Source organism: Stagnimonas sp. FW305-C-60 (genome assembly GCF_058782965.1).
The window spans coordinates 937,185-963,466 of the sequence record NZ_JBYSYF010000001.1 but is presented as its reverse complement, the minus strand read 5'-3'; the positions used below and the strand labels follow the sequence as shown (position 1 = coordinate 963,466).

Sequence of the window (26,282 nt, the reverse complement as noted above, 5' to 3'; positions counted from 1 at the left end):
GAAATCATGACTATTCCCAAGCACCCTGGGGCCGGCTTCGCGTCCATGGCTTCGCCCCTGAGCTGGCATCGGCATCTGGGTCCGCTGCTGCTGGCCTCCAGCCTCTGGCTGGTCGCCTGCGACTCCGGCAACGGCGGCGCCGCTGGCGAGGGCCCCGCCGAACTCGCCGAACGCGCGGAGCCGACGCTGGAAGCCCGCGTTCCCGGCGTCCGCACCATCCCCGACCCGCTCTGCCTGGAGGAGTACGCCGGCACCACCGGCCTACTGACCCCCTCGCTACTCGACGCGGAGCAGTACAGCCCGCTAGAAGGTGGCGACGAAGCCACACCGGAAGTCGCCCGCGAACTGCCTGAGCTGGTGCATCTGCGCGGCCGCCAGCAGTCCTACGACGGCGAGCACTACTACGCCGTGCACGAAGGCCGCATCTATCTCAAGGCCAACCGCGAGACCACCGGTATCAGCGAACCCTGGCGGGCCTTGCTGCTGCCGCGCTGCCTGGACGGCCAGGTGAGCGAGATCTCCGCCGACGGCAGCGTGCTGCTGGCGCTGAATCAGGCGCGGCAGATCTACACCCTCGACTACGCCAATGGCGCCATCGGCGCCGGTGGCTGGACCCGGCGCTGGGGACCGTTCTTCTGGACCGATCTCGGCGGCTGGATCTTCGACGACGTACGCGACTGGGCCACCAGCCATTTCACCGGCAGCGACGAGTACTTCATCGACGGCGGCGGTTACCAGCAGGCGCCGGCCGGGATCCTCAATGTCTTCCTGCTGCGCGGCGATAGACTCCGCATCACCTATCTCGACCCCTGGCTGCCGATGGACGAAAGCCGCGAGGTCTGCGGCCCCGAGCGCGGCACCACGGTGATGGCGGGCCTAAGCGGCAGCGGTTCGACCGCGATGGTGGTCGCCGCCGACGGCGAGATTTACACCCGCCTCTACGAGTTCGACGTTTCCGGCGGCAACGCCGTCTTCCTCGACTACAGTTGGCAGGATCAGCGCGAGCTGGCACAGCCGAAGATCCAGTTGCCGCCGCCCGGCTGGGTACAGCATCCGCGGGTGCCGGGGCGTATCACCGACCGCATCAGCCTGCGCAAGCTGCCGCCCGGCAGCGAGCATCGCCTGATGCGCGTCGAAGGCCTGGATGCCGCCGGCAACAGCGGCTACTGGGAGAAGGACCTGGCCGATACCGAAGCCCGCGCCTGGCGCTTCGTCGCCACCGGCGAACCCCTGCAAGGGCGCCTGCTGCCCCTGCCGCAACCACATCGTGGCAAGGCGGAGGACTATCAGTATCAGGGCAGTCTCGACGGCTATTCCGCCGAACTGCTCGACTTCAACCCCTATTGCTCACCGGCCAGGCTGCGCGTGGATGTCGCCGGCGAAGCGGTGGACCTGGAACTGCACAGCACCGATGGCCTGCGCCAGGAACGCCGGGCGCGCGGCCTGGACCTCTACCCACGCTATTACCGCGCGGCGGTGAAAGTCCCCGAGCAGCTCTGGCAGACCCGCGGCCAGCGCTCGGCGGCGGTGCAGGCCTTCCTGAGCAAGCACTTCGCCGAGCGGCCGGTGCTGGAGACCGAGCTGTACGCGACGCTGGGGCAAGTCCGCATCGCCCAGGCCTGCTGGACGCTGTCGCGCGAAGTGGGAGATCTGCTGGGCGCACTCACCCAGCCACCGCTGGTCGACCCGGGCACTGTGCTGGCGATCCTGCTGGCGCAGCAGGAAGACGGCCGCCAGCCGCCGCTCTGTCTGCTCTAGGATCTAGCCGCGGTCGCGGGCGCTGGCGGCGTGCGCCTGCAGGCCCTCGGCATCGGCGAGCGCGCCAGCGATGCGCGCCAGCGGCTTGGCACCCGCGGGCGTGCAGCGGATCAGGCTGGTGCGCTTCTGGAACTCGTACACGCCCAGCGGATTGGAAAAGCGCGCGGCGCGGCTGGTCGGCAGCACGTGGTTGGGGCCGGCGCAGTAATCGCCGAAGGCTTCCGGCGTGTGCCGGCCCAGGAAGATCGCGCCGGCGTGGCGGATCAGCGGCAGCAGCGCCTCGGGCTCGGCCACCGAGAGCTCCAGATGCTCGGCGGCGACGCGGTTGGCCAGCGAGGCCGCCTCGGCGAGATCGCGCACCCGCACCAGGGCGCCGCGCTCGCGCAGGGCGGCGCGGGCAATCTCGGCGCGCGGCAACTCGGCAATGCGCGCATCCAGCGCCGCCTGCACGGCGTCGAGGAAAGCGGCGTCCGGCGACAGCAGGATGGACTGCGCGTCCTCGTCGTGCTCGGCCTGACTGAACAGGTCCATGGCGATCCAGGCCGGATCGGTCGCCCCGTCGCAGATCACTAGGATCTCCGAGGGCCCGGCGATGGCGTCGATGCCGACGCGGCCGAACACCAGGCGCTTGGCGGCAGCGACATAGGCGTTGCCGGGGCCAAAGATCTTGTCCACCGCAGGCACCGTATCGGTGCCGTAGGCCAGGGCGGCCACGGCCTGCGCGCCGCCGATGGTGAAGACGCGGTCCACGCCAGCGAGATGCGCCGCCGCCAGCACCGTGGCATTGGCTTCGCCGCCCGGCGTGGGGGTGACCATCACCAGCTCGCCGACGCCGGCGACCTTGGCCGGGATGGCGTTCATCAGCACGCTGGAGGGATATGCCGCCTTGCCGCCCGGCACGTAGAGCCCGGCGCGGTCCAGCGCGGTGACCCGCTGGCCGAGGGTATTGCCGTGCTCGTCCTCGAAGCTCCACTCGGCGATCTTCTGCCGCTCGGCATAGGCGCGGATGCGCGCGGCGGCGGCTTCCAGCGCCTGCTTCAACGTCGGCGCCAGGCCCTCCCAGGCCGCCTGCAGCGCCGCCTTCGGCAGCTCCAGCTCGGCGGCGCCGGCCAGCGCGCGGCGGTCAAAGCGGGAGGTGTATTCCACCAGTGCGGCATCACCACGCAGGCGGATCGCCTCGACGATCTCGGCAGTGCGCGCAGCGACGTCCGGCGCGGACTCGGGCGCGCGGTCGAGCAACGCCGTGAACGCCGCCTCGAAACCCGCCTCGGCGCTGTCGAGCCGGCGGATGGCGACCGCTTCAGCCACGGACCGCGGCCTCGAACTGCGCCAGCAGCTCGCGGATGCGCGCGTGCTTCATCTTCATCGAGGCCTTGTTGACCACCAGCCGCGAGGTCACCGGGCCGATCTGCTCGATCTCGACCAGGCCATTGGCGAGCAGGGTCTTGCCGGTGGCGACCAGATCGACGATCACGTCCGACAGGCCCACCAACGGCGCCAGCTCCATCGAGCCGTAGAGCTTGATGATCTCCACCTGCTCGCCGCGCGCGGCGTAGTGGCGTTTGGTGATTTCCGGATACTTGGTCGCCACCCTGAGGCGCTTGCCCGGCTGCGGCACATAGCCCTTGGGCGCGGCCACCGAGAGCCGGCAGCGGGCGATGTTGAGATCCAGCGGCTCGTAGAGCGCGGCGCCGCCGTGCTCCATCAGGATGTCCTTGCCGACGATGCCCATGTCGGCCGCGCCGTATTCCACATAGGTGGGCACATCAGTGGGGCGGATGATCAGGAACTGCACGTCCGCCGCCTTGCTCGGCACCCGCAGCAGGCGGTCGATGTCGCCGGCCGGCTCCAGGCCCAGGGCCGACAGCAGCGGCAGCGATTCCTCGAGGATGCGGCCCTTGGAGAGGGCGATGGTGACGACGTTGGCGGAGTTCATGGCGCGCGCATTTTAGGTAGCTGGCCCCGGAAAGTCTCATCACCCTGCGACGTCGCCGTCATAAACTCCGCCTATAAACCCTCGGCACGGCCCTTGCGGTCCTTACACTGAGGCCACGGCAGAGTCTGGAGTCCGGCATGAAACTGGTGATCGGCAACAAGAACTACTCGTCCTGGTCGCTGCGCCCCTGGCTGCTGATGCGGGCGCTGGATCTCCCCTTTGAGGAGGAGCTGGTCCCGCTCTACCGGGAAGACTCCAAATCCCGGCTGCTGCAGCACGCCCCCTCCGGCCGGGTGCCGGTGCTGCACGACGGCGAGCTAGTGGTATGGGACTCCCTGGCGATCATCGAATACCTCGCCGAGCAGTACCCGGGCGTCGCGGTCTGGCCGCGAGACACCGAGGCGCGCGCCCATGCGCGCAGCGTCTGCGCCGAAATGCACTCCGGCTTCACCGCCCTGCGCAGCCACATGCCGATGAACTGCCGCGCCTCGCATCCCGGCAAGGGCCAGACGCCAGCGGTGCTCGCCGACATCGCCCGCATCGATGAAATCTGGGAGGACTGCCGCCGGCGCCATGGGCTGGAAGGCCCGTATCTGTTCGGCGAGTTCAGCGCCGCCGACGCCTTTTTTGCGCCGGTGGTGACGCGCTTTGTCACCTACCAGGTGCCGCTCTCCGAAGTCAGCGACGAGTACGTGGAAACCATGCGCAGCCTGCCGGCCTTGCAGGAGTGGTACACCGCCGCGCTGCAGGAAACCGAGCGCATCGAGGCCAGCGAACCCTACGCCTGAGGCGCGGCCCGCGCGCCCACGCGCACCGCCAGCATGCTGATCGAGCCCATCTCGATGCCATCGACGACGATCTCCGCCGTCTCGCCGGGGCGCTGTGCGCCCAGCACCGGCAGCAGCGGCCAGTAGTGCTCGGTGGTGGGCACCGATAGCCGGCCGGCCTCGCCCTGACTGCGCCAGTCGATCAGCGCCGGGTGGTCCCCTGACACGATCCCTGCCCGCGCCCAGTCGTTGAACTGCGCGGCCCAGCCGTAGGCCGCACCGCCCTGCCAGTTGAGCGTGCGCAGGTTGTGCACAACGTTGCCGCTGCCAAGGATCAGCACGCCTTCTTCGCGCAGCGCAGCCAGCTTCTGGCCCAGCGCGTAGTGGAAGGCTTCCGGCTGGCTGGCGTCGAGGCTCAGTTGCAGCACTGGCACCTCGGCATCCGGGAACAGGTGCACCAGTACCGACCAAGCGCCGTGGTCCAGTCCCCAGGACTGATCCTGCGCCACGGGCAGCGGTGCCAGCAGTTCGGCCACGCGGGCCGCCAGTGCCGGCGCGCCCGGTGCCGGGTACTGCACCGCGAACAGTTCGCGCGGGAAGCCGCCGAAGTCGTGGATGGTGCGCGGCTGCGGCATGGCGGTGACCGCCAGCCCTCGGGTCAGCCAATGGGCGGAAATGCACAGCACCGCCTTCGGTCGCGGCAGCGATTCACCCAGCGCCCGCCAGGCTTCGGTGTAGGCATTGCGCTCCAGGGCATTCATCGGCGAACCGTGGCCGATGAACAGCGCGGGCATGATGGCGGCGGACTGGGACATAAGGCTTCCTCGGGATCGGACTAACCCAAGCTGGGGGCGCGCGCTCAGATTTCAGCGGCCGGCTTGCGCTCGCTATGACCCAGATCGCGTTCCGGCGCGATGCGGTCGCGCAGGCGCTGCTTGAGCACCGCCAGATCAGGGAAACCGCCATCGGCCTTGCGGTCGCAAAGCAGCTCGCCATCCAGCCGCACGCGGAACACCCCGCCCTGCCCGGGTTTCAGCGCCACCTCGCCCAGATCCTCGGCGAAGGTGGTCAGCAGCTCCTGCGCGACCCAGCCGGCGCGCAGCAGCCAGCGGCACTGGGTGCAGTACTCGATCTCGACACGAGGGCGGGGCTGGGCGAGGTCGGACATGGCCCGCTCGGCAGCCTAGAACTGCTTGCCGACCCGCTTGATCTTGGCGCCCAGGGCGCTGAACTTGCCCTCGATGTCCTCGTAGCCGCGGTCCATGTGGTAAACGCGGTCGATCACGGTTTCACCGTCGGCCATCATCGCGGCGATGACCAGCGCCGCCGAGGCACGCAGGTCGGTGGCCATGATCGGCGCGGCGGCGAGACGGTCCTTGCCGGTGGTGATCGCGGTGTGCCCGTCAATGCGGATCTCGGCGCCGAGGCGGATCAGCTCCTGCGCGTGCATGAAGCGGTTCTCGAAGATGGTTTCCTTGATCACGCCGACGCCTTCGGCCAGGCAGTTGAGCGCCATGAACTGCGCCTGCATGTCGGTAGGAAAGCCCGGGTGCGGCATGGTGTGGATGTTGACCGCCTGCGGACGCCGCCCCTGCATGTCGACCTCGATGAAGTCGGTGCCGGTGCGCACCACGGCACCGGCCTGCTGCAGCTTGACCAGCACGGCGTCGAGCATCGCCGGATCGGTGCGCGTGACCCGCACCTTGCCCCGCGTCGCCGCACCGGCGACCAGGAAGGTGCCGGTCTCGATGCGGTCGGGCAGCACCGCGTGACTCGCTTCGTGCAGCGCCTTCACGCCCTGGATGCGGATGGTGGTGGTGCCCTCGCCCTCGATCTTCGCGCCCATGGCGCGCAGGCACTTGGCGAGATCGACCACTTCCGGCTCGCGGGCGGCGTTCTCCAGCACCGTCTCGCCGTCGGCGAGGGTGGCGGCCATCATCAGGTTTTCGGTGCCGGTAACGGTAACGGTGTCGAAGACGATGCGGGCGCCCTTGAGCTTCGCCGCCTTGGCGTGCACGAAGCCACCTTCCAGGGTGATTTCGGCGCCCATGGCCTTCAAACCCATCAGGTGCAGATCCACCGGCCGCGCGCCGATGGCGCAGCCGCCGGGCAGCGAGACGTGCGCCTCGCCGCGCGCCGCCACCAGCGGCCCCAGCACCAGGATGGAGGCGCGCATGGTGCGCACCAGCTCGTAGGGCGCGATGTGGGTAGTGATCGGCTTGGCATCGAGACTGATCTCGTGCTCGCCGGTCTGTTCCACTTTCACCCCCATCTGCGACAGCAGCTTCTTGGTGGTGTTGATGTCCCAGAGCTTGGGCACGTTGCTCAAGTGCAGCGGCGCGTCCGACAGCAGGGCCGCGCAGAGGATGGGCAGGGCGGCGTTCTTGGCGCCGCTGGCGGCAACTTCGCCCATCAAGGGGCCGTTGCCGGCAACAATGAACTTGTCCATCAGGGCGTCCGGGTCTTGAGCTTGAGGGCGTGGATCTCGCGACCCATCTTGTCGCCGAGCGCGGCGTAGACCAGGCGGTGCTGCGCCACCGGCATCTTGCCGGCGAACTGGGCAGAGACCACTTCGGCCTCGAAGTGCTGGCCGTCGTCGCCGCTCACCGCCACCTGCGCGTCCGGCAGGCCGGCCTGGATCAGCGCCTGAATCTGTTCTTTGGTCATCATGGTTGGTTAGGGCTCCCGGCGGACTCTCAGCGACGCATCTTGTAGCCGGTCACCAGCATCCACAACGCCACCGAGGACACCGCCACGAAGGCGCCGGTGATCCACAGCAGGCTCTGGAAGATGGGCACGTCGGCCTGGCCGAAGAAGCCGTAGCGGAAGCCGTCGATCATGTAGAAAAAGGGATTGAAATGGCTGGCCGTGAACCAGAACGGCGGCAGCGAATGCACCGAGTAGAACACGCCGGAAAGGAAGGACAGCGGCGTGATGAAGAAATTGGTGAAGGCGGCGATGTGGTCGAACTTCTGCGCCAGGATGCCGGCGATCAGGCCCAGCGCCGCCAGGGTGGCGGCGGACAGCGTGAACACCGCCAGCAGCGCGCCCGGCTCGCGCACCGGCAGGGGCACGAAGAACCAGGTCACCGCCAGCATCGCCAGCGCCACCAGCACCGAGCGCACCAGCGCGGCGATCACGTAGGCACCGAACCAGTCCAGCGGCCCCAGCGGCGCCATCAGGGTGAACACGATGTTGCCCATCACCTTGCTCTGGATCAGCGAGGAGGAGGTGTTGGCGAAGGCGTTCTGGATCACCGTCATCATCACCAGGCCCGGCACCAAAAATTCCGTGTAGCTCAAGCCGTCGTAGCCGTTGACGCTGCGCCCCTGCAGCGCCTGCGCGAACACCAGCAGGTAGAGCAGCGCGGTGATCACCGGCGCGGTGACGGTCTGCGCCAGCACCGCCCAGAAGCGCATGATTTCCTTCTTCAGCAGGGTGCTGAAGCCACGCTGGTCAGGGCTCACCTAGTCGGCTCCGGCGACGCGTCACCACGCGTCAATTCGATGAAGATGTCTTCCAGATCCGGCTCGCGGGTGTGCACATCCTCGATGGCGAGGCCGGCATTGCGCAGGGCATCGAACACGCCGCCGATGGGGTTGGCCTTCACGTCCAGCTTCAACTCGACCACGCCCCCGGCCTCGCTGGCGACGAGGCCACGCAGGCTCTCTGGCAGCAGGCCACCGTTGGCGAGCTTGAGCCTTAGGAAGCGGAAGGGATGGCGCGCCAGCAACTGCGCGGTGGGCTCCAGCGCCTTGACCTCGCCCTTGTCGAGGATGGCGATGCGGCTGCACATCTCCTGCGCCTCTTCGAGATAGTGGGTGGTCAGCACCACGGTCGTGCCCTGCGAGTGCAGGTCGCGCATGAAGCTCCACAGGGTGCGGCGCAGCTCGACATCGACGCCGGCGGTGGGCTCGTCGAGGATCACCACCGGCGGCTTGTGCACCAGCGCCTGGGCGATCAGCACGCGGCGCTTCATGCCACCGGACAGCGCGCGCATCGAGGCGCCGCGCTTGGCCTTGAGGTCGAGCCGCTCCAGCATCTCGTCGATCCAGGGCCAGACCTCCTCGCCACAGCCGTAATAGCCGGCCTGGATGCGCAACATGTCGACAACGTTGAAGAAGGGGTCGAACACCAGCTCCTGCGGCACCACGCCGAGCTGCCGGCGGGCGGTGCGGAAGTCCGCCACGGTGTCGTGGCCCAGCACTGTGACCCGGCCGGAACTGGCGCGGGTGAGGCCGGCGATGATGCTGATCAGCGTCGACTTGCCAGCGCCGTTGGGGCCGAGCAGGCCGAAGAACTCGCCGCGCCGGATGCTGAAGCTGACGCCCTTGAGCGCCTGCAGCGAACCATAGGATTTGCGGACCTCGTCGATGACGAGCGCGTCCGGGGAGGGGGTATTCATTTCGGCGCGGATTATACGGGGCCGGGGTCCGGGACTCGCGGCGCATCCAGACCTTTTAAGCTTGCGTAGACCGTCCCTATGACCGCAACCGATACCGCCATCGTCTGGCTGCGCCGCGACCTGCGGCTGGCCGACCAGCCCGCCCTCCACGCCGCCGCCCAGCGCCACGCCCGGGTGCTGCCGCTGTATCTGCACGCCCCGGAGGAGGAGGCGCCCTGGGAACCCGGCGCGGCCAGCCGCTGGTGGCTGCACCACTCCCTGAGCTGCCTGGGCGAGCGGCTGGCGGCGCTGGGCAGCCCGTTGCTGATCCGCCGCGGACCCAGCCTGGAGGCGCTGCGGACGCTGGTCCGCGAAACCGGCGCCGGGGCGGTGTACTGGACCCGCCTCTACGAGCCCGCCGCCCTCGCCCGCGACCGGGCGGTGAAGGAGGCCCTGCGCGCCGACGGCCTGCTGGCCGAGAGCTTCAACGCCGCGCTGCTGCACGAGCCCTGGGAACTGAAGACCGGGGCCGGGGAGCCCTACCGCGTATTCACGCCGTTCTGGCGCAATGCCGAGGCCCGGCTGGACCATCTGTCTGCTCCGCTGCCGGCGCCGGAGCACCTGCGCCCGCCGGCAACCCGCCTGCGCGGCCTGGCGCTCGCCGAGCTGGAGCTACTGCCGCGCATCCCCTGGGACCAGGGCTTCCACCCGCTCTGGACGCCCGGCGAGCCCGACGCCCGGCGACGCCTGGAGCAGTTCGCCGCTGGCGCCATCGCCCGCTACACGACGCAGCGCGACCAGCCGGCCGCGAGCGCCACCTCAGGCCTGTCTCCGCACCTGCACTTCGGCGAACTGAGCCCGCGCAGCGCCCTGGCGGCGGCCCGCGAGGCCGCCCGCGCCGCCAGCCCCGGCTGGCTGGCCAGCGCCGAGCACTTTGTCCGCGAACTGGGCTGGCGCGAGTTCTCGCACCACCTGCTGTTCCACTATCCGCACACGGCGGACGCGCCGATGCACGAGCGTTTCGCCGCCTTCCCCTGGCGCGCGCCGGAGGACTACGCGGCCGATCTCGCCGCCTGGCAGCGCGGCCGTACCGGCATCCCCATCGTCGATGCCGGCCTGCGTGAGCTCTGGGACACCGGCTGGATGCACAACCGCGTGCGGATGATCTGCGCCAGCCTGCTGACCAAGAACCTGCTGATCCCCTGGCAGGAGGGCGCGCGCTGGTTCTGGGACACCTTGGTCGATGCCTCGCTGCCGCAGAACAGCCTGGGCTGGCAGTGGACCGCCGGCTGCGGCGCCGACGCCGCGCCCTACTTCCGCATCTTCAATCCCGTGCTGCAGGGCGAGAAGTTCGACGGCGACGGCGCCTACACGCGGCGCTGGGTGCCGGAGCTTGCCAAGCTGCCGGACAAGTTCCTGCATCGGCCCTGGGAGGCTCCCTCCGAGACTCGCCGCGCCGCCGGCGTCGGGCTCGACAGCGTCTACGCGAAGCCGATCGTCGACCTCGCCCGCTCACGCGACCGGGCCCTGGCCGCCTACGAACGCATCAAGGCGGCGAACTGAGCCAGGCCAGCCTGCACCCCTCGGCCCGCGCCAGGCTCCAGGCTCGCTACCCGCTGCCGGTCGATGCGGCTGAGGCCACGACGACGACCGACGCGCTGGTCTTCACCAGCATCGTCCCCAAGGCCCCGGCCATCACACACCACCAGTGCCCGAACTGCGGCTACGTCTACGACGAAGCGGTCGGCTGCGAACACGAGGGTTTTCCCGCCGGCACTCGCTGGGCGCAACTCCCCGAAAGCGGGCAGTGCCCGCAGTTCGCGGCGAGGGAGAAGCCGGATTTCAGGGCGCTGGGGTAAAACGCGGTTCGGCCAGATGATCGGCCCTTCGGAGGTCGCCCGTGGCTCAGCAACGGGCGGCTTTCTGCTTACTGCGAGAAAAGAAATCGCTCGAACCGCATCGACCAAGGGCAAAAAAGTGCCAAAAGGGGCCTGTCGCGACTGACCGCTACCAGGCCGGCTGACTGCCAGCTCTTGTCAGTGGGAGGGGAAATCCCAATGCCTGACACGACCCGGCGACACCCTTCCGCAACGCCTTGCCTCGGGCAATCTAAGCTTGCCGAAGATTCCGCCAACGCGCGTTTGCTTTCGATCATTCGTGCACAGTAGTGGTGACGGGCGGCTCTTCTGGTGGATTCCAGATGTTCTCCCAAACACCTTTCTGCTGTGCCGCTTCAAACCGCGTCTGGAACCAACGCCATTTGTCCGCAGCCTCTCTAAGTGCATTGGCTCGCTTTGGGTCAGCGTTGTCAGCTTCGGCTTCAAGGCGCGATATGGTGTTCGACGTGTGCTTCTTGATTTTTTGGAGGGCGGAGCGCACCTGACTATTGGTTCCGTTCTCTATCCCTCGAAAGTGGAAATAGTCACACCAAACTCCCTGGTGGAAGCTGAACACATCGAGGTAATGCGTACCGTCTTCCTCGTCCTGAATGATGAGTTCACGAACGTCATGTCGGATTATTGGCCGACCGTTCTGGTCCACAATGCCCAGAACATCCGGACTGATGGCTATGCGAGGCCATCTTGTGAGCTTTTCCAACTCAACGGCATCCACCATGCCCGCCCCCGCGACGACATTCGAGGCGTGATACAGGCGACCACGCGCAATCCCGCCCCGGAACAAAAGGCCCAAATGAAGCCCTTGCCAGAATGTGCTGATGCAGAGGGTGATCAGGTTGGTCATGAAGGATTCTGCCGGTTCCGTCACCTGACCCACTGGCGTTGGATACGACACTCCCCTGATAGGAATAGAGAGAACGACGTTGTCCGAAAATGTCGATACTTCCGGATTGACAACAATCTGGGCCCCGATCCCCATGTCACGAATCTTGATTCCGTGCGTACTCGAATGGCCGGTCAGTTGTTCCAACAGATGAATGGCCTTCCTGCGGATTTCCAAGTCGTCTGACTTCATGACCTCCTTGAAGCCGAGTATGTCGATGAAGGCGACAACGCAATCCCGTTCGACCGTTTCGGTCTGAATGACATATTCGGGCGCGGGTGGTGGGTCCCGCGTTTCCGGAAAGTTCGGCCAGGCATTCGCTCGCGTGCGTTGCCTCAAGTGGCTGCCTGCTCTCGCCTGTAACCATTTCATCAGAGGAGTTTCATCAGGGGCGTTGGTATAGCTCAACGTCAGAGTTTCCTTCGGGTACTCCCATTCTCCTGTCGTTGCATTGGGAACGGCCTTTGTGATCGTGTCGGGCAGCCTGTAGCGTGCGCGAGCCTGCCGCCCCCACTCGTCTACCAAGCAGATATCAAAGTGCGGCTGGTTCGAAGCACCTCGACCGGCAACCATGGATACGGCAGGTCTGATCACGTCAGTCCCAATCTCGACCATTCTGAATGGAGGGACCGCAATCGGCGTCGAGCTGGGCTTGTCTAGATCGGTGATCGAAATCACCCTTACAGTCGGAGAGCCACTCTTCATGTGGAAAACGACTGAATGTCCTTCTCTTGGGAGGTAGATGGTCCGCCAACCAAGGTTGTGGACGACTATGCTGAATGCGACCTCCTGCCATCCCCTCGATGATGTGCTTCGGGATGTGAGCCGCCACGGGGGCCTTCGGTATGTCCAGATCATTGCCGCCCACAGAACGACAGCAACAATCGCGAACAGGGACGCGGCTATCGCCGATAACCACGTCATGGCTTGGTGCCTGCATTCGCTGGACTTAAAGTGCGTGGACCTTTTTTCATACGACCGCATCCTTTGCTAAATCGCAATTTTGTAGACCGGGTACGGCGGAGAGAAACGCTGCCTTCGCATGCAGGCAGTTAGCGGTCTGATCGGTTCGCGAACGTGCCCGCCTACAATGTTCAATGCGTCATCCGCGCCAAGTCCAGAGTCCGCTTTCGCAGCTACGATTGCTCTACTGCAAATGGCAGTTCTGGGCTGAATCCGGAAAGCCCGGCAGCTCTCTAACACGGAAACTGCAAACCCGGCGTCGACTTCGAAAGCGCCAGTTCGTCAGGGGTCATATCCACCGCCACATCCGCGAACAGTGGCGTGCTGAGATAACGCTCACCGGTATCCGGCAGCATGCAGAGAATGTTGGCGCCCTTCGCGGCTTCAGCGGCCACGCGCAGCGCGCCGACAAACGTCGCGCCGCCGCTGATGCCGGTAAAGATGCCCTCCTTCTGCGCCAGCTCCTGCGAGGCCTTGATGGCTTCCGGGCCCGGGATGGCCAGCACGCGGTCGACGCGGCCGGTGGCCATGACTTCGGCGGTGATCTTGGGGATGAAGTCCGGCGTCCAGCCCTGGATGGGGTGTGGCTTAAAGGCGCCGTGCGGCGAGGACGGCGAACCATCGGCGTTGCGGGCCTGTTCCTGGCCGCTGGCGAGCAAGGGCGCGTCGGCGGGCTCGCAGACGACGATGCGGGTCTCGGGCTTTTCGCGGGCCAGCACGCGGGAAACACCATTGAGCGTGCCGCCGGTGCCGTAGCCGGTCACCCAGTAGTCGAGCTTTTCGCCAGCGAAGTCGGCAACGATCTCGCGCGCCGTGGTGCGCTCGTGCATGGCCGGGTTGGCTTCGTTTTCAAACTGGCGCGTCAGGAACCAGCCGTGCGCCTCGGCCAGCTCGATGGCCTTCTGCACCATGCCGTAGCCACGGCCGGCAGCCGGCGTGAGCACGACCTTGGCACCGAGAAAGCGCATCAGCCGGCGGCGCTCGACGCTGAACTGCTCGGCCATCGTCACCACCAGCGGGTAGCCCTTGGCGGCGCAGACCATGGCGAGGCCAATGCCGGTGTTGCCGCTGGTGGCCTCGATCACCGTCTGGCCGGGCTTGAGCGCGCCGGACTTCTCGGCCGCCTCGATCACGCCCAGCGCCAGGCGGTCCTTGACCGAGCCCAGCGGGTTGAAGGCTTCGAGCTTCGCGTACAGGTTCACGCCTTCCGGCGCGAGGCGGTTGATGCGCACGACCGGCGTGTTGCCGATCGTCTCCAGGATGTTGTTGTAGCGAGCCATGGCCAGCACCAGTGAAGAACGGGTGGCAGAGCATAGCCGGCTGTGGACCGGCGCTGGCTTTCAGCGGCCTCGCCTTGCAGGCGGCCGGACGGGCGCCGTACTTGCGTAACGCAGCTTGCGCTGCTGCTCGCTGGTTTCGTTGCGCCAGGTGGCGTAGCCAAGGCTGCCGAGCGAGACGACGAGGCTGACCAGGGCGACGCCGTATTAGCGGAGGAGGTTCATGGGGCGGAGAGCGCGTTGGCGGCTGTGGCCGTGGTGAGCGGAAAGAGTGCGGGTAGGGCCTCGCTGGCCCGCATCCGCACTTGGCGGGCGTACAGCGGCGAGGCCTCGTTGTCCTCGGGGTTGATCTCGACCATGTCGGCGCCGCTGCGCCGAGCCAGTTGCGCGAAGCCGGCCGCCGGCCAGACCGCGCCGGAAGTCCCGACCGAGACGAACAGATCGGCGCGGCGCACCCAGTCCGCCACCCGCTCGAAACAGGCGGCGTCCACCGCGTCTTCGAACCAGGTGATGTCCGGCCGCAGCCATTGCCCGCAGTCGGCGCAACGCCGCCGCGGGTACTCGGCCGGGGCCGGGGCCTCCCGCGCCCCGCAGGCGCAGCGCAGCCGCCAGAGCGAGCCGTGCAGTTCGGCGTCAACCCGGATGCCGGCGCGTTGCAGCAGGCCGTCGATGTTCTGGGTCACCACCCGCAGCGCCGGCCAGGCCGACTGCAATCGGGCCAGATGCTGGTGACCGGCGTGCGGCTGGCAGGCCAGCACCGTCGCCCGCCGCAACTGGTGAAAATCCAGCACCTTTTCCGGATCGCGCTCGAAAGCCCGCTGGCAGGCGTAGTCCTGGTAGTCGTATTGCTCCCAGATACCGCCGCGCCCCCGGTAGGTGGGCACGCCGGACTCGGCGCTCATGCCGGCGCCAAGGAAGAACAAGGGCGCGCGGTGGGCGGACAGATCGATGGCGTCCATGGCGATTCAGGGCTTGAGTCCTGCGGACCAGCTTGGCCCGCCCTTTAGACTGTGGCAATGACCGAATCCCCCAAGCCTCGCCGCGCCCACGTCGCCCGTGCCCGCGCGGCGCTGGAAGGCATCGCCGCCGGCAGCCGGCCGGCCGACCAGATCCTCGACGCCCTGTTCCGCAGCCACCGCGAGATGGGCAAGCGCGACCGCGCCCAGGTCAGCGCGCTGGTCTATGGCGTGCTGCGCGATGTGCTGCGCCTGCAGGCCCTGGCCGGCCCCGAGCCCGCCGCCTGGCTGGCGCGCCACCTCGCCGACCTCGGCGGCGACCCGGCCGACTACGAGCTGCCGCCGGCCGCCGCGCTGGCGCCGGTCTCCGCCGCCGCCGCCGCCAATCTGCCGGAGGCCATCTACGCCGCGCTGAGCGCGCAGTACGGCGAGGCCGAAACCCTGGCGCTGGCCCGCGCGCTCAATCAGGAGGCGCCTGCCGACCTGCGCGCCAACAGCCTGAAGATCGGCCGCGACGCCCTGCTCGCCCAGCTAGCCGAAGACGGCATCGCCGCCAGTGCCACGCCCTATTCGCCTTGGGGCATCCGCCTGGGCAAGCGCATCGCCAGCGGCGCGCGCGCCTTTACCGAAGGTCTGGCCGAGCCGCAGGACGAGGGCAGCCAGTTGCTGGCCCTGCTGGTGGCCGCACAACCGGGCGAGACGGTGATCGACTTCTGCGCCGGCGCCGGCGGTAAGACGCTGGCGCTGGCGGCGACGATGCGCGACCGCGGCCGGCTGATCGCCGCCGACAGCTCCGCCGGCCGGCTGGCGCGGCTTGCACCCCGGCTGGAACGGGCCGGCGTCGCCTGCGTGGAAACCCGGCCACTGGTAGCCGACGACCCGGAGCCCTTCCCCGATCTGGCCGGGCAGGCCGACGCGGTACTGGTCGATGCCCCCTGCTCCGGCACCGGCACCTGGCGGCGCAATCCGGAGCTGCGCCTGCGGTCGGTCGATACGGCGGCGCTCGCCGAGCAACAACTGGCCATCCTCGAACGCGCGGCGCGGCTGGTCCGCCCCGGTGGGCGACTGATCTATGCCACCTGCAGCCTGCTGGCCGCCGAGAACGAGGCGGTGGTCGATGCCTTTCTCGCCCGACACCCCGACTACGCAGCCGACCCCGCCGCCGGCCAGCACTGGCCGCCGCTCGCCAAGCTGCTCGGCCCCGACCTCCGGCTGCGGCTGCTGCCACAGCGCCACGGCAGCGACGGCTTCTTCGCCGCGCCGCTGCGGCGCCGGGCCGACTAGGTCGGCCTGGGCGAGCGCCTACAATAGCCATCCCATGAACTCAGAAACCCTATTCGCCAGCGCCCGCCGGACGCTGGAGATCGAACGCGACGCCGTCGCCGCCCTCGCCCCCCGCATCGGCGAGGATTTCGCCCGCGCCTGCGCCGCCGTCCTCGCCTGCAAGGGCCGGGTGGTGGTGACCGGCATGGGCAAGAGCGGCCATATCGGCGGCAAGATCGCCGCCACCCTGGCCTCCACCGGCACGCCCAGCTTCTTCGTGCATCCCGGCGAAGCCAGTCACGGCGATCTCGGCATGATCACCCGCCAGGACGTGGTGATCGCCATCAGCAACTCCGGCGAGACCGCCGAGGTGCTGACCATCCTGCCGCTGATCAAGCGCCTGGGCGTGCCGCTGATCGCCATGACCGGCAGGCCCGGCTCCACCCTGGCCAAGGCCGGCGATGCCCACCTCGACGTGTCGGTGACGCAGGAAGCCTGCCCGCTCAACCTCGCTCCCACCGCCAGCACCACCGCCACCCTGGCGATGGGCGATGCCCTGGCGGTCGCCCTACTGGAAGCACGCGGCTTCACCCCCGAGGACTTCGCCTTTTCGCACCCCGGCGGCGCACTCGGCCGGCGCCTGCTGCTGACGGTGGAAAACCTCATGCAGAAGGGCGAGCGCCTGCCGCAGGTGAGCCGCGACGTGCCGCTCACCGCCGCCCTGCTGGAGATGACCCGCAAGGGCCTGGGCATGACGGCGGTGATCGACGCCGACGGCGTGGTCCAGGGCGTGTTCACCGACGGCGATCTGCGCCGGGTGCTGGACAGCGGCGTCGACGTGCGCACCGTGCCCATCGCCCGGGTGATGACGCCGGGCGGCAAGCGCATCGCCGCCGAGGCCCTGGCCGCCGAGGCGGTGCAGAAGATGGAGGCCGCGAAGATCACCTCGCTGATGGTCACCGACGCGGCCGGCAAGCTGATCGGCGTGATCCATTTGCAGGACCTGCTGCGCGCCGGGGTGGTCTGATGAGCACCACCGCACTGCCACCGAGCGCCGAGGAGCGCGCGCGCCAGATCCGTTGCGTGATCTTCGACATCGACGGGGTGATGACCGACTGCAAGCTCTACCTCACGCATGACGGCGAGGAGATCAAGGCGGTCAACGTCCGCGACGGTCTCGGCATTAAGCTGCTCATGAAGAACGGCATCGAGGTGGCGGTGATCTCCGGGCGGCCCAGCGTGGCCATGCAGAAGCGCCTGAAATTCCTCGGCGTGAAGCACATCTGGCTCAACACCGAGGACAAGCTGCCGGCCTACCGCAAGTTGCTCGACACCCTGGGCATCAGCGATGCCCAGTGCGCCCACATGGGCGACGACGTGCCCGACCTGCCGCTGTTCCTGCGCGTCGGCCTGGCACTGGCGCCGGGCGATGCCCACCCCAAGGCCAAGGCGGCGGCGCATTGGGTGAGCCAGGCGCGCGGCGGCGATGGCGCGATTCGCGAGGCGGTGGATTTCATCCTCGCCTGCCAGGGCAAGGACTAGTCCGGCGTGCTTTCGCGCCTGCTGCTGGGCCTGCTGGCGGTCGCGCTGGCGGCCTGGCTGCTGTTCGGCGAATTCCACGCGCCGGTCGATCCGGTCGCCGAGGCCGCCCAGGGCTTTGCCCCGCGCTACAGCCTGGACGGACTGGACCTGCTGCGCACCGACGAACAGGGCCGGCCGACACTGGCGGTGCGCGCCAGTCATGCCGACTATTTCGACGACGGCTCGGCGGAGCTCAAGACCATCGTCGCCCTGGGCCTGAGCGGGATGGCGGCCCCCTGGCAGCTGCAGTCGCCGCGCGGTCTGGTGCCGGTGGGTGAGCAGCGCCTGCAATTGCTGGCGCCGGTGACCGGCCTGGGCCGCTGGCCGGACGGCGAGCCGCTGCGGCTGACTGCCGCCGAGGTCTGGATCGACGATCAGCACAAGCGCATTGAATCGGCGCAACCGATCGCCATAGAAAGCGAGTCGCGGTCGGCCAAGGCGCAGAGCTTCAACGCCCCCTTCGATGCCGCCACACTGCAACTGAACTCGGTGGAGATGCGCTATGCGCTACGCGATTAGTTTCCTGCTGCTGGCGCTCGCCGCCGGCCTGGCGCAGGCCCAGAGCCCGTCGCGGCCCAGCGGCCCGATCACCATCACCGCCAAGAGCGGCGAATGGCAGGACGGGGTGATGATCTACAGCGGCGATGTGCTGATGAAGTCCAAGACCCTGGAACTGCGCGGCGCGCGGCTGGAACTGCGCCAGCCCGGCGGCAATCGCGCGCCCTACGAGATCACCCTCACCGGCGAGCCGGCGACCCTGATGCACGCCGGCGAAACCCCGGCCGAGCTGCCGGTGGAGGCGCGCGCCAGCCGCATCGTCTACCGCTCGGCCAGCCAGGACGTGGAGCTATCCGGCAGCGCCCAGCTGTTGCGCGGCAAGGACGAGATCAATGGCGAGAAGGTGCGCTACAACGTGCCCAGCCGGCGGGTGCAGGCCGATGGCGGCGACACCGGCCAGGTGCGCATCGTCATCGACGTGCCGGAAGACGGCGCGCCCCTGACGCCGCCCGCCGTCGCCCCTGCGCCGCAAGAGAAGCCAGCACCGGTGCCGCAGCCATGAGCGCCCAGCCGCCGGCGCGCCTGGTCGCGCGCAACCTGGTCAAGCAATACAAGAAGCGCACGGTGGTGCGCGACGTGTCGCTGGAAGTCGCCGCCGGCGAGATCGTCGGCCTGCTCGGCCCGAATGGCGCCGGCAAGACCACCTCCTTCTACATGGTGGTGGGCCTGGTGCCCGCCGATGGCGGCAGCGTCGAGCTGGACGGCGAGGACATCACCCACCTGCCCATGCATGCCCGCGCCAAGCGCGGCATCGGCTATCTGCCGCAGGAAGCCAGCGTGTTCCGCAAGCTGTCCACCGCCGACAACATCCTGGCGATCCTAGAAACCCGTGCGGACCTCGACGCCCAGGGCCGCCAGCGCGAGCTGGAGCGCCTGCTCGGCGAGCTGCACATCGAGCACATCCGCGACGGCCTGGGCATGAGCCTGTCCGGCGGCGAACGGCGGCGGGTGGAGATCGCCCGGGCGCTGGCGGCCAATCCGCGCTTCATCCTGCTCGACGAACCCTTCGCCGGCGTCGATCCGATCGCCGTGCACGACATCCAGGCCATCGTCCATCACCTGAAAGCGCGCGGCATCGGCGTGCTGATCACCGACCACAACGTGCGCGAGACCCTCGCGCTCTGCGAGCGCGCCTACATCCTGGCCGAGGGTCGGGTGATTGCCGGTGGCTCGCCGGCCGAGCTTCTGGAAGACACCACCGTCCGGCGGGTCTATCTGGGCGAAGGCTTCAAGCTGTAGCAGCCTGGAATCCTGCCCCACAGAGCTTGACATGCAAAACCTGTACCGCCGTTACAATGCGGCTATGACGATGGACAGGGACAACCCATGAGGCAGGCGCTAGGACTGCGCACCGGTCAGGCGCTGACCATGACGCCGGCATTGCAGCAGGCGATCCGCATGCTGCAGCTCTCGACGCTGGATCTGAAGCAGGAGATCCAGCAGGCCATCGAATCCAATGTGATGCTGGAGCTCGACGAAGACGCCGCCGGCGAGTCGCCGGACGATCTTGCGCCGGAGATGCAGTCGCAGGACAGCGGCGGCGGCGAGGATCACGACTCCGGCGAAGTCTCCGACCTCCGGGGCAGCGAGGACAGCATCCCCGAGGAAATGCCGGTCGACGCCGACTGGAGCGACATCTACGACACCGCCCCCAGCCGCGAGAGCGGCGGCGAGGACGAGGAGGATCTGGCCGAATTCCGCCGAGCCAACCTGCGCGAGAGCGAGAGTCTGCAGGAGCATCTGCGCTGGCAGGCCCGGCTGGCGCCGTTCAGCGAATGGGAGGCCGAGGTCGCCGCCTACCTGATCGACGCCGTCAACGAAGACGGCTACCTGGAAGGCTGGGACGAGGCCTGCGTGCATTTCCGCGAGACCATGGGCCTGGACCCGCGCCGCATCGAAAAGGTGCTGCGGGTGGTGCAGGACTTCGATCCGCCGGGCGTGGCCGCCCGCGATCTAGGCGAGTGCCTGACGCTGCAGCTCAATCTGCTGCCGGCCAACACGCCGGGGCGGGCCGCGGCGCTGGCCCTGGTCGCCAAACACCTGATGCTGATCGCCCGCCGCGACCTCGGTGCCCTGCGCCGCGCCTCCGGCTACGACGAGGCCGAGCTGAAGGTGGCGCTGGCCCTGATCCGCAGCCTGCAACCGCACCCGGGCCGGCCGTACGCGGCGCACGAGAGCGACTACATCGAGCCGGACGTGTTCGTCACCAAGCACCAGGGACGCTGGAAGGTAAGCCTCAACCGCGAGGCTTCGCCCTCGGTGCGGATCAATCCGCACTACCTGGCGATGGTCAAGCGCGCCGACAGCTCGCGCGACCAGGTGACGCTGAAAACCCATCTGCAGGAGGCCCGCTACTTCCTGCACAGCCTGCAATCCCGAAACGATACGCTACTTCGGGTCGCCCAGTGCATAGTTGAAGAACAGCGCGCTTTTCTGGAATATGGGCACGAAGCCATGCGCCCGCTGGTCTTACGGGATGTGGCCAGTCAGCTGGGGATACACGAATCAACCGTATCGCGCGCCACTGCCAACAAGTACCTGCTCACGCCCCGTGGGCTGTTCGAGCTCAAGCATTTTTTCTCCAGCCATGTGCAGACCGTCGGCGGCGGTGTCGCCTCGGCCACCGCCATCCAGGCCATGCTCAAGCGGCTGATCTCCGGCGAGCAGCCCAATCAGCCGCTGTCCGACGCCACCCTGGCCGAACTCTTGCAGAAGGAGGGTATCCAGGTTGCGCGGCGTACCGTCGCCAAATACCGGGAAGCCCTGGGCATCCCGCCCTCGCACGAAAGGAGGCCGCTATAGCGAGATAGCAGAACCGATTCGTGAGCCGCTGTAACAGCGGCGACTGACGAACCGCTTTTGCGCCGTAAGCGCAGGAACCGTCAGGGGCTCCGGTTTATAGGGCACCCACCTGAAGGAGTGAACGATGAATCTCACCATCTCCGGCCACCATCTCGACCTGACCGAGCCGATCCGCGCGTATACCAAGGAAAAGATGAAGCGACTCGAACGCCATTTCGATCACTTCATAGATGCGCAGGTGATTCTCTCGGTGGACAAAGAACGGCAGAAGGCGGAGGCGACGGTTCGTTGTTCCGGAGCGACCCTGCATGCGGAGGCCATCCACAGCGACCTCTACGCGGCCATCGATCTCTTGGCCGACAAGCTCGACCAGCAGACCCGCAAGCACAAGGACAAGCGCCGCGACCACCACGCCAGCGAGGTGGATCACCACCAGGCCAGCCTCTAGGCCCAGCGCTTAGACCAAGGACGGGACGCTCAGGCGTCCCGTTTTTGTTGGCGGCGCCGCTATCATGTGCACCTGAGCCATTAGAGCCCTGCCACAAGCCTTTCTGGAAGACCCCAAGATGAAACTCGCCGAAATCCTCTCCGCCAGCCGCGTCGTCGCCGGCGTTACCGTCACCAGCAAGAAGCGCGCGCTGGAAGAAATGAGCAAGCTCTTGGCCAAGGGCGCGGGCACCGTCACCGATGCCGAGATCTTCACCAGCCTCACCGCCCGCGAAAAGCTGGGCTCCACCGGGCTCGGCCATGGTGTCGCCATTCCGCACGGTCGCATGAGCGGCGTCGAGAACAGCATCGGCGCCCTGATCCGCCTCAAGCACCCGGTGGACTACGACGCCCACGACGGCCAGACCGTCGATCTGCTGTTTGGTCTGGTGGTGCCGCAGCAGGCCACCGAAACTCATCTCAAGCACCTGGCCGCCATCGCCGAACTGTTCTCCGACGAGGCCTTCTGCAAGCAGGCGCGGGCGGCAGCCGACGATGCCGCGCTGTATGCGCTGGTCACCAGCCGCGGCTAAGCCGCCACGACGACCATGACGGCTGCGCAAGCGGCCGTCGGCCTTTTCGATCCGGTACACCCGGCCCGCAGCTTGGTGCTGGGTGAAGCGGCGGCCGCCTGGTGGCAGAAGGCCGACGCCCCAACCCGAGCCACTCTGCCGGCCCGTCTGGCCGACGCCGGGGTGCGCCAGCTGATCCGCAGCCGCGGCGCCCCAGAGCTGGACGAGGCCGCCTGGAACCAGGTCGGCATCGCCCTCATCGAAGCCAGCGAGACCGCCGCCCACGAGCGGCTGGCGCAGCTGCGTACGCAGCTCTCCGAGGAAGCCCCGGCCACCACCCTGCACGGCGTGTTCCTGAGCGTGCTCGGACTGGGCGTGCTGATCATGGGGCCTTCCGGCGTCGGCAAGAGCGAGCTGGCGCTGGACCTGATCTCGCGCGGCCACCCGCTGGTGGCCGACGACGCGGTGGAGCTGCGCCGACTCGCCGAGGGCGTGCTGGTTGGCTCCAGCAGTCCGCTGTTGGCCGGCTTCATGGAGGCGCGCGGCCTGGGCGTGCTCAACATCGCCCGCTGCCACGGTCCGCAGGCGGTGAAACGGCGCGAGCGCCTGGACCTCATCATCCGCCTCGACGACGCGCCGCGACCGCTGTTCTCCGGCGAGGAGCGGCTGCGCGGCCGCCGCGACTGCCGCCGACTGCTGGAGGTCGCGGTGCCGGAAATCTTCCTGGCGCGCGGGCTCGGGCATAATCTGGCCCCGATGGTGGAAACCGCCTGCCGCGACCACTGGCTGCGGCTCACCGGATATCACGCCGCCGACGCCTTCGAGGCTCGGCAACAACTGCAGATCCTCGACCCGCCCCCGCCATGAGCGAGACGCCCGCGCGCATGAAGCTCACCATCGTCAGCGGCCTGTCCGGGGCCGGCAAGACGGTGGCGCTTCGGCAATACGAAGACCTCGGCTGGTTCTGCATCGACAACATTCCGCTGGGGCTGATCGAGCCCTTGCTGGTGCACGCCCTGCACAGTGGCGATGCCCGCTACAACCGGGTGGCAGTCGGTGTCGATGCCCGCGCCGCGCCTGCCGAGATTGAGGGCTTCACGCGAAGCTTGGAGGAACTACGCCTGAGGGACATTGAGATCGACGTGCTGTTTCTACAGTGTGACGATCAGGTTCTCCTTAAGCGTTACACCGACACTCGCCGCAAGCACCCCTTATCCGATGCCGAGACGCCGTTGTTCGAGGCCATCAAGCGCGAGCGCGAGTTACTGAAACCGGTATCGCATGCGGCGAACGCCATTCTCGACACCAGCGCTCTCAACTTGCATCAGCTCCGAGAGGCCATTCTTCAGCGCCTTCCGGAGCACAGAAACGGGCGCATGTCGGTACTGTTCCTTTCGTTTGGATTCAAGAATGGCGCACCAAATGGCGCAGACTTCCAGTTCGATGCCCGCTGCCTGCCTAACCCCCATTGGGAAATGGCTCTACGCGAACTCGACGGACGGGATGCTGCCGTCGCGCGTTGGCTGGAGCGCCAGCCAGACGTGATCAAGTTTCAGCGGGACATCCGCGTGTTCATGGAGTCCTGGCTCCCTCGCTACCAAGAACAGGACCGCGCATACATAACAGTGGCCATCGGCTGCACCGGCGGCCAACATCGCAGCGTCTATCTGGTTGAAATGCTCGGCCGCTTCTTCAGGGAACGGTTTGATCAGATCATCGTCAAACACCGGGATCTCAGTTGATGGCCGTCGGCGTACTCCTGGTCACACACGGCAAGCTCGGGCACTTCCTGCTCGACACCCTGCGCGACATGATGGGCGAACTGCCCTGCAAGGCCGACGTGCTGGAAGTACGGCGAGTGCAGGCGCACGAGGCGCTGCTGCTGCAGGGCCAGCGCATGCTCGACAATCTCGACAGCGGCGAGGGCGTGCTGTTGCTCACCGACGCCTACGGCTCCACCCCCAGCAACATCGCCAACAAGCTTGGCGCGCTGCGCAGCGAGCGCAGCCTGGTGGTGGCCGGCGTCAACCTGCCGATGCTGATGAAAGTCTTCAACTACCCGCAGCTGCCACTGGACAAGCTCGCCGCCGCCGCCATCGAAGGCGGCCAGCGCGGCGTCACCCTCTGTCCGCGGCCCGCCCCCCCTTAAGGAGAACTCCACCCATGCCCACCCTCGAACGCACGGTCGAAATCGTCAACCGCCTCGGCCTGCACGCGCGTGCCTCGGCCAAACTGGTGACGCTGGCCAGCAAGTTCACCGCCGATGTTCGCCTACGCAAGGACGGCCGCGAAGTCTCCGCGAAGTCGATCATGGGGGTGATGATGCTGGCCGCCGCCAAGGGCAGCTCGGTGACCCTGGTCGCTGAAGGTGAGGATGCCCAGCAGGCGCTGGACGAGCTGGCACAGCTGATCGCCGAGCGCTTTGGCGAGGAGGCCTGAGTGAAGCAATTTCGGCCGCGCGGTTGGCGGAGCCCGGCATGAGCATCTGGCTCAATGGCCTGGGAGTCTCGCGCGGGGTCGCCATCGGCCGCGTGCAGCGCCTGCATGCCAACGATCTCGAGATCCTCGAACGCAAGCTGGCGGCTGGCGACATCGAGCACGAGATCACCCGCTTCTACGGCGCCCAGCGCCGGGCCCGCGACGAGCTGCGGGCGGTGCGCGAGCAGATTCCGGCCGGCACGCCGGGCGACATCGCCGCCTTCATCGACACCCATCTGCTGATGATGGACGACCGCTCCATCGTCGATACCACCGTTGCCAACATCCGCAGCCACCAGATCAACGCCGAAGCGGCGCTGAAGAAGAGCCGCGATGTGCTGGTGGCGGTGTTCGAGCAGATGGACGATCCCTATCTGAAGACCCGCAAGGACGATGTCGAACACGTCGTCGCGCGCATCCAGCGGGTGCTGATGAAACAGGCGCAGCCCAGCGCGCCGGTCGAGGGCGCGCCGAAGTTCGACATCGCCGAGCCGACCGTGATCGTCGCCGACGACATCACCCCGGCCGACATCATCCTGCTCAGCCAGCAGCAGGTGGTTGCCTTCATCACCGAGTTCGGCGGCCCGCTCTCGCATACCGCGATTCTTGCCCGCAGCCTGGGCATCCCCGCCATCGTCGGCCTCCGCGATGCGCGCCGCTGGCTGCGCGAGGGCGAGAAAGTCATCGTCGACGGCGAGCAGGGCCATGCCCTCGCCGATCCCGATGCCCAGGCGCTCGCCTTCTTCCGCGCCAAGCAGCGGCGACTGGCCGAGGACCGCGCCCAGCTCGACCTGATCCGCGACCAGCCGGCGGTGTCGCGCGATGGCGTGAAGATCCGCCTGCTCGCCAACATCGAGTTGCCGGAAGACGCCGCCCACGCCGCCGGGATGGGCGCCGAAGGGGTCGGCCTGTACCGCACCGAATTCCTGTACATGAACCGCAAGGACCTGCCCGGCGAGGAGGAGCAGTACGACGCCTACGCCAAGGTGGTCAGCGCGGTGCAGGGGCCGATCACCATCCGCACGCTGGACCTCGGCGCCGACAAGCAGGTCGACTCCGGCGCCCGCGTCGGCCCTACGCCCAACAATCCGGCGCTGGGCCTGCGTGCGATCCGCCTCTGCCTGAAGGAGCCGGAGCTGTTCCGCACCCAGGTGCGCGCGCTGCTGCGCGCCAGCCGCTTCGGGCAGATGAAGATCATGCTGCCGATGATCTCCAGCGTCGGCGAGTTCCGGCAGGCGCTGGCGGTGATCGAGCTGGCGCGCGAACAGCTGCTGCGCGAGGGCCAGGTGCTGGCCGATGACGTGCCGGTGGGCGCGATGATCGAGGTGCCCGCCGCCGCCCTCGCCGCACCAATGCTGGCGCGGGTGGCGCGCTTCTTCTCGATCGGCACCAACGACCTGATCCAGTACACCCTGGCCATCGACCGCGTCGATGACGAGGTGAACTACCTCTATGACCCCTTGCACCCGGCGGTGCTGCAGCTGATCCACCGCACCATCGACGCCGGCCTGCGCGCCGGAATCCCGGTGACCATGTGCGGCGAAATGGCCGGCGACGTGCGCTATACGCGGTTGCTGCTGGGCCTGGGCCTGCAGGAGTTTTCCATGCATCCGGCCAATGTGCTGGAGGTCAAGCGCGCGGTGCTCGATGCCGACCTGCGCGAGCTGCACGCCAAGGCGCTGCGCATGCTGGCCTCGGCCGATGTCGAGGAGCAGCAGGCCCTGATCGAGGCGATCGGGCGCTAATTTGCTGCGCTGTTTAGCCGCTCGCGAGCGGAAGA

General features: G+C 67.8%; 29 protein-coding genes. 18 read left to right on the top strand and 11 right to left on the bottom strand.

Annotation, left to right across the window (positions count from 1 at the left end; genetic code table 11):
• The first annotated feature begins 45 nt into the window (after nt 1–45).
• Entirely contained in the window at nt 46–1,758 is a 1,713-nt protein-coding gene (locus tag AC3WT6_RS04400; protein ID WP_492652346.1) for a hypothetical protein, read from the top strand.
• A gap of 3 nt (nt 1,759–1,761) precedes the next feature.
• On the opposite strand, the gene hisD is transcribed toward AC3WT6_RS04400, so the two are convergent.
• On the bottom strand, nt 1,762–3,066 hold the full coding sequence (gene hisD / locus AC3WT6_RS04395; protein ID WP_492652345.1) for a histidinol dehydrogenase: 1,305 nt from the start codon (nt 3,064–3,066) through the stop codon (nt 1,762–1,764).
• Entirely contained in the window at nt 3,059–3,694 is a 636-nt protein-coding gene (gene hisG, locus AC3WT6_RS04390) for an ATP phosphoribosyltransferase (RefSeq protein ID WP_492652344.1), read from the bottom strand. Before hisG ends, hisD begins: the two co-directional genes overlap by 8 nt.
• A 137-nt stretch (nt 3,695–3,831) precedes the next feature.
• Between hisG and AC3WT6_RS04385 the strand changes: the two genes are divergently transcribed.
• A complete protein-coding gene (locus AC3WT6_RS04385) occupies nt 3,832–4,482 on the top strand; it encodes a glutathione S-transferase family protein (RefSeq protein WP_492652343.1) in 651 nt (216 codons plus the stop codon).
• On the opposite strand, the gene ygiD is transcribed toward AC3WT6_RS04385, so the two are convergent.
• Genes ygiD through AC3WT6_RS04355 form a run of 6 tightly spaced genes read right to left on the bottom strand, consistent with a single transcriptional unit; the run spans nt 4,473 to nt 8,866 of the window.
• Complete coding sequence (ygiD, locus tag AC3WT6_RS04380; protein WP_492652342.1) at nt 4,473–5,276, bottom strand: 4,5-DOPA-extradiol-dioxygenase; 804 nt, start codon at nt 5,274–5,276, stop codon at nt 4,473–4,475. The two genes, AC3WT6_RS04385 and ygiD, sit on opposite strands and share 10 nt — an antisense overlap.
• 44 nt (nt 5,277–5,320) lie before the next feature.
• Complete coding sequence (locus tag AC3WT6_RS04375; protein ID WP_492652341.1) at nt 5,321–5,629, bottom strand: Rdx family protein; 309 nt, start codon at nt 5,627–5,629, stop codon at nt 5,321–5,323.
• Nucleotides 5,630–5,644: 15 nt separating this feature from the next.
• Nucleotides 5,645–6,910 (bottom strand): UDP-N-acetylglucosamine 1-carboxyvinyltransferase, encoded by a 1,266-nt coding sequence (gene murA, locus AC3WT6_RS04370; protein ID WP_492652340.1) that lies wholly within the window; start codon nt 6,908–6,910, stop codon nt 5,645–5,647.
• Complete coding sequence (locus AC3WT6_RS04365; RefSeq protein ID WP_492652845.1) at nt 6,910–7,128, bottom strand: BolA family protein; 219 nt, start codon at nt 7,126–7,128, stop codon at nt 6,910–6,912. The genes murA and AC3WT6_RS04365 overlap by 1 nt, the downstream gene beginning before the upstream one ends.
• 29 nt (nt 7,129–7,157) lie before the next feature.
• Nucleotides 7,158–7,928, bottom strand: a complete 771-nt coding sequence (locus AC3WT6_RS04360; RefSeq protein WP_492652339.1) for an ABC transporter permease — start codon at nt 7,926–7,928, stop codon at nt 7,158–7,160.
• On the bottom strand, nt 7,925–8,866 hold the full coding sequence (locus AC3WT6_RS04355; protein WP_492652338.1) for an ABC transporter ATP-binding protein: 942 nt from the start codon (nt 8,864–8,866) through the stop codon (nt 7,925–7,927). Before AC3WT6_RS04355 ends, AC3WT6_RS04360 begins: the two co-directional genes overlap by 4 nt.
• A 78-nt stretch (nt 8,867–8,944) precedes the next feature.
• Between AC3WT6_RS04355 and AC3WT6_RS04350 the strand changes: the two genes are divergently transcribed.
• Both AC3WT6_RS04350 and AC3WT6_RS04345 read left to right on the top strand, forming a co-directional pair.
• A complete protein-coding gene (locus AC3WT6_RS04350) occupies nt 8,945–10,408 on the top strand; it encodes a cryptochrome/photolyase family protein (RefSeq protein WP_492652337.1) in 1,464 nt (487 codons plus the stop codon).
• A complete protein-coding gene (locus tag AC3WT6_RS04345; protein WP_492652844.1) occupies nt 10,405–10,704 on the top strand; it encodes a rubredoxin in 300 nt (99 codons plus the stop codon). The genes AC3WT6_RS04350 and AC3WT6_RS04345 overlap by 4 nt, the downstream gene beginning before the upstream one ends.
• A gap of 292 nt (nt 10,705–10,996) precedes the next feature.
• Here AC3WT6_RS04345 and AC3WT6_RS04340 read toward each other — a convergent pair whose 3' ends face one another.
• The 3 genes from AC3WT6_RS04340 to AC3WT6_RS04330 all read right to left on the bottom strand — a co-directional run bounded on the left by AC3WT6_RS04340 (nt 10,997) and on the right by AC3WT6_RS04330 (nt 14,825).
• Complete coding sequence (locus AC3WT6_RS04340) at nt 10,997–12,304, bottom strand: hypothetical protein (RefSeq protein ID WP_492652336.1); 1,308 nt, start codon at nt 12,302–12,304, stop codon at nt 10,997–10,999.
• 518 nt (nt 12,305–12,822) lie between these two features.
• Entirely contained in the window at nt 12,823–13,869 is a 1,047-nt protein-coding gene (gene cysK / locus AC3WT6_RS04335) for a cysteine synthase A (protein WP_492652335.1), read from the bottom strand.
• 218 nt (nt 13,870–14,087) lie between these two features.
• Nucleotides 14,088–14,825 carry an SIR2 family NAD-dependent protein deacylase gene (locus AC3WT6_RS04330; protein WP_492652334.1) on the bottom strand — a complete coding sequence of 246 codons (738 nt, stop codon included), beginning with the start codon at nt 14,823–14,825 and terminating at the stop codon, nt 14,088–14,090.
• Nucleotides 14,826–14,882: 57 nt separating this feature from the next.
• Between AC3WT6_RS04330 and AC3WT6_RS04325 the strand changes: the two genes are divergently transcribed.
• The 14 genes from AC3WT6_RS04325 to ptsP all read left to right on the top strand — a co-directional run bounded on the left by AC3WT6_RS04325 (nt 14,883) and on the right by ptsP (nt 26,247).
• Nucleotides 14,883–16,106, top strand: coding sequence for an RsmB/NOP family class I SAM-dependent RNA methyltransferase (locus AC3WT6_RS04325; protein ID WP_492652333.1), 1,224 nt, complete (start codon nt 14,883–14,885; stop codon nt 16,104–16,106).
• A gap of 34 nt (nt 16,107–16,140) precedes the next feature.
• Nucleotides 16,141–17,112, top strand: a complete 972-nt coding sequence (locus tag AC3WT6_RS04320) for a KpsF/GutQ family sugar-phosphate isomerase (protein ID WP_492652332.1) — start codon at nt 16,141–16,143, stop codon at nt 17,110–17,112.
• Nucleotides 17,112–17,627, top strand: a complete 516-nt coding sequence (locus tag AC3WT6_RS04315; RefSeq protein WP_492652331.1) for a KdsC family phosphatase — start codon at nt 17,112–17,114, stop codon at nt 17,625–17,627. Before AC3WT6_RS04320 ends, AC3WT6_RS04315 begins: the two co-directional genes overlap by 1 nt.
• Before the next feature lie 6 nt (nt 17,628–17,633).
• The gene (gene lptC, locus AC3WT6_RS04310) at nt 17,634–18,185 is read left to right on the top strand and encodes an LPS export ABC transporter periplasmic protein LptC (protein ID WP_492652330.1); all 552 of its coding nucleotides are present in this window, start codon (nt 17,634–17,636) and stop codon (nt 18,183–18,185) included.
• The gene (lptA, locus tag AC3WT6_RS04305) at nt 18,169–18,726 is read left to right on the top strand and encodes a lipopolysaccharide transport periplasmic protein LptA (RefSeq protein WP_492652329.1); all 558 of its coding nucleotides are present in this window, start codon (nt 18,169–18,171) and stop codon (nt 18,724–18,726) included. The genes lptC and lptA overlap by 17 nt, the downstream gene beginning before the upstream one ends.
• Nucleotides 18,723–19,463, top strand: coding sequence for an LPS export ABC transporter ATP-binding protein (gene lptB, locus AC3WT6_RS04300; protein WP_492652328.1), 741 nt, complete (start codon nt 18,723–18,725; stop codon nt 19,461–19,463). Before lptA ends, lptB begins: the two co-directional genes overlap by 4 nt.
• 87 nt (nt 19,464–19,550) lie before the next feature.
• Entirely contained in the window at nt 19,551–21,026 is a 1,476-nt protein-coding gene (locus AC3WT6_RS04295; protein ID WP_492652327.1) for an RNA polymerase factor sigma-54, read from the top strand.
• Between the two features lie 124 nt (nt 21,027–21,150).
• Nucleotides 21,151–21,474, top strand: coding sequence for a ribosome hibernation-promoting factor, HPF/YfiA family (hpf, locus tag AC3WT6_RS04290; RefSeq protein WP_492652326.1), 324 nt, complete (start codon nt 21,151–21,153; stop codon nt 21,472–21,474).
• Between the two features lie 118 nt (nt 21,475–21,592).
• Complete coding sequence (gene ptsN / locus AC3WT6_RS04285; RefSeq protein WP_492652325.1) at nt 21,593–22,045, top strand: PTS IIA-like nitrogen regulatory protein PtsN; 453 nt, start codon at nt 21,593–21,595, stop codon at nt 22,043–22,045.
• Between the two features lie 15 nt (nt 22,046–22,060).
• Entirely contained in the window at nt 22,061–22,891 is an 831-nt protein-coding gene (locus AC3WT6_RS04280; RefSeq protein WP_492652324.1) for an HPr(Ser) kinase/phosphatase, read from the top strand.
• On the top strand, nt 22,888–23,766 hold the full coding sequence (gene rapZ, locus AC3WT6_RS04275) for an RNase adapter RapZ (RefSeq protein WP_492652323.1): 879 nt from the start codon (nt 22,888–22,890) through the stop codon (nt 23,764–23,766). The genes AC3WT6_RS04280 and rapZ overlap by 4 nt, the downstream gene beginning before the upstream one ends.
• Nucleotides 23,766–24,173: a PTS sugar transporter subunit IIA gene (locus tag AC3WT6_RS04270; protein WP_492652322.1), complete on the top strand. Its 408-nt coding sequence runs from the start codon at nt 23,766–23,768 to the stop codon at nt 24,171–24,173. The genes rapZ and AC3WT6_RS04270 overlap by 1 nt, the downstream gene beginning before the upstream one ends.
• A 14-nt stretch (nt 24,174–24,187) precedes the next feature.
• The gene (locus tag AC3WT6_RS04265; protein WP_492652321.1) at nt 24,188–24,463 is read left to right on the top strand and encodes an HPr family phosphocarrier protein; all 276 of its coding nucleotides are present in this window, start codon (nt 24,188–24,190) and stop codon (nt 24,461–24,463) included.
• A gap of 38 nt (nt 24,464–24,501) precedes the next feature.
• Nucleotides 24,502–26,247 (top strand): phosphoenolpyruvate--protein phosphotransferase, encoded by a 1,746-nt coding sequence (ptsP, locus tag AC3WT6_RS04260; protein ID WP_492652320.1) that lies wholly within the window; start codon nt 24,502–24,504, stop codon nt 26,245–26,247.
• Nucleotides 26,248–26,282: the final 35 nt, after the last annotated feature.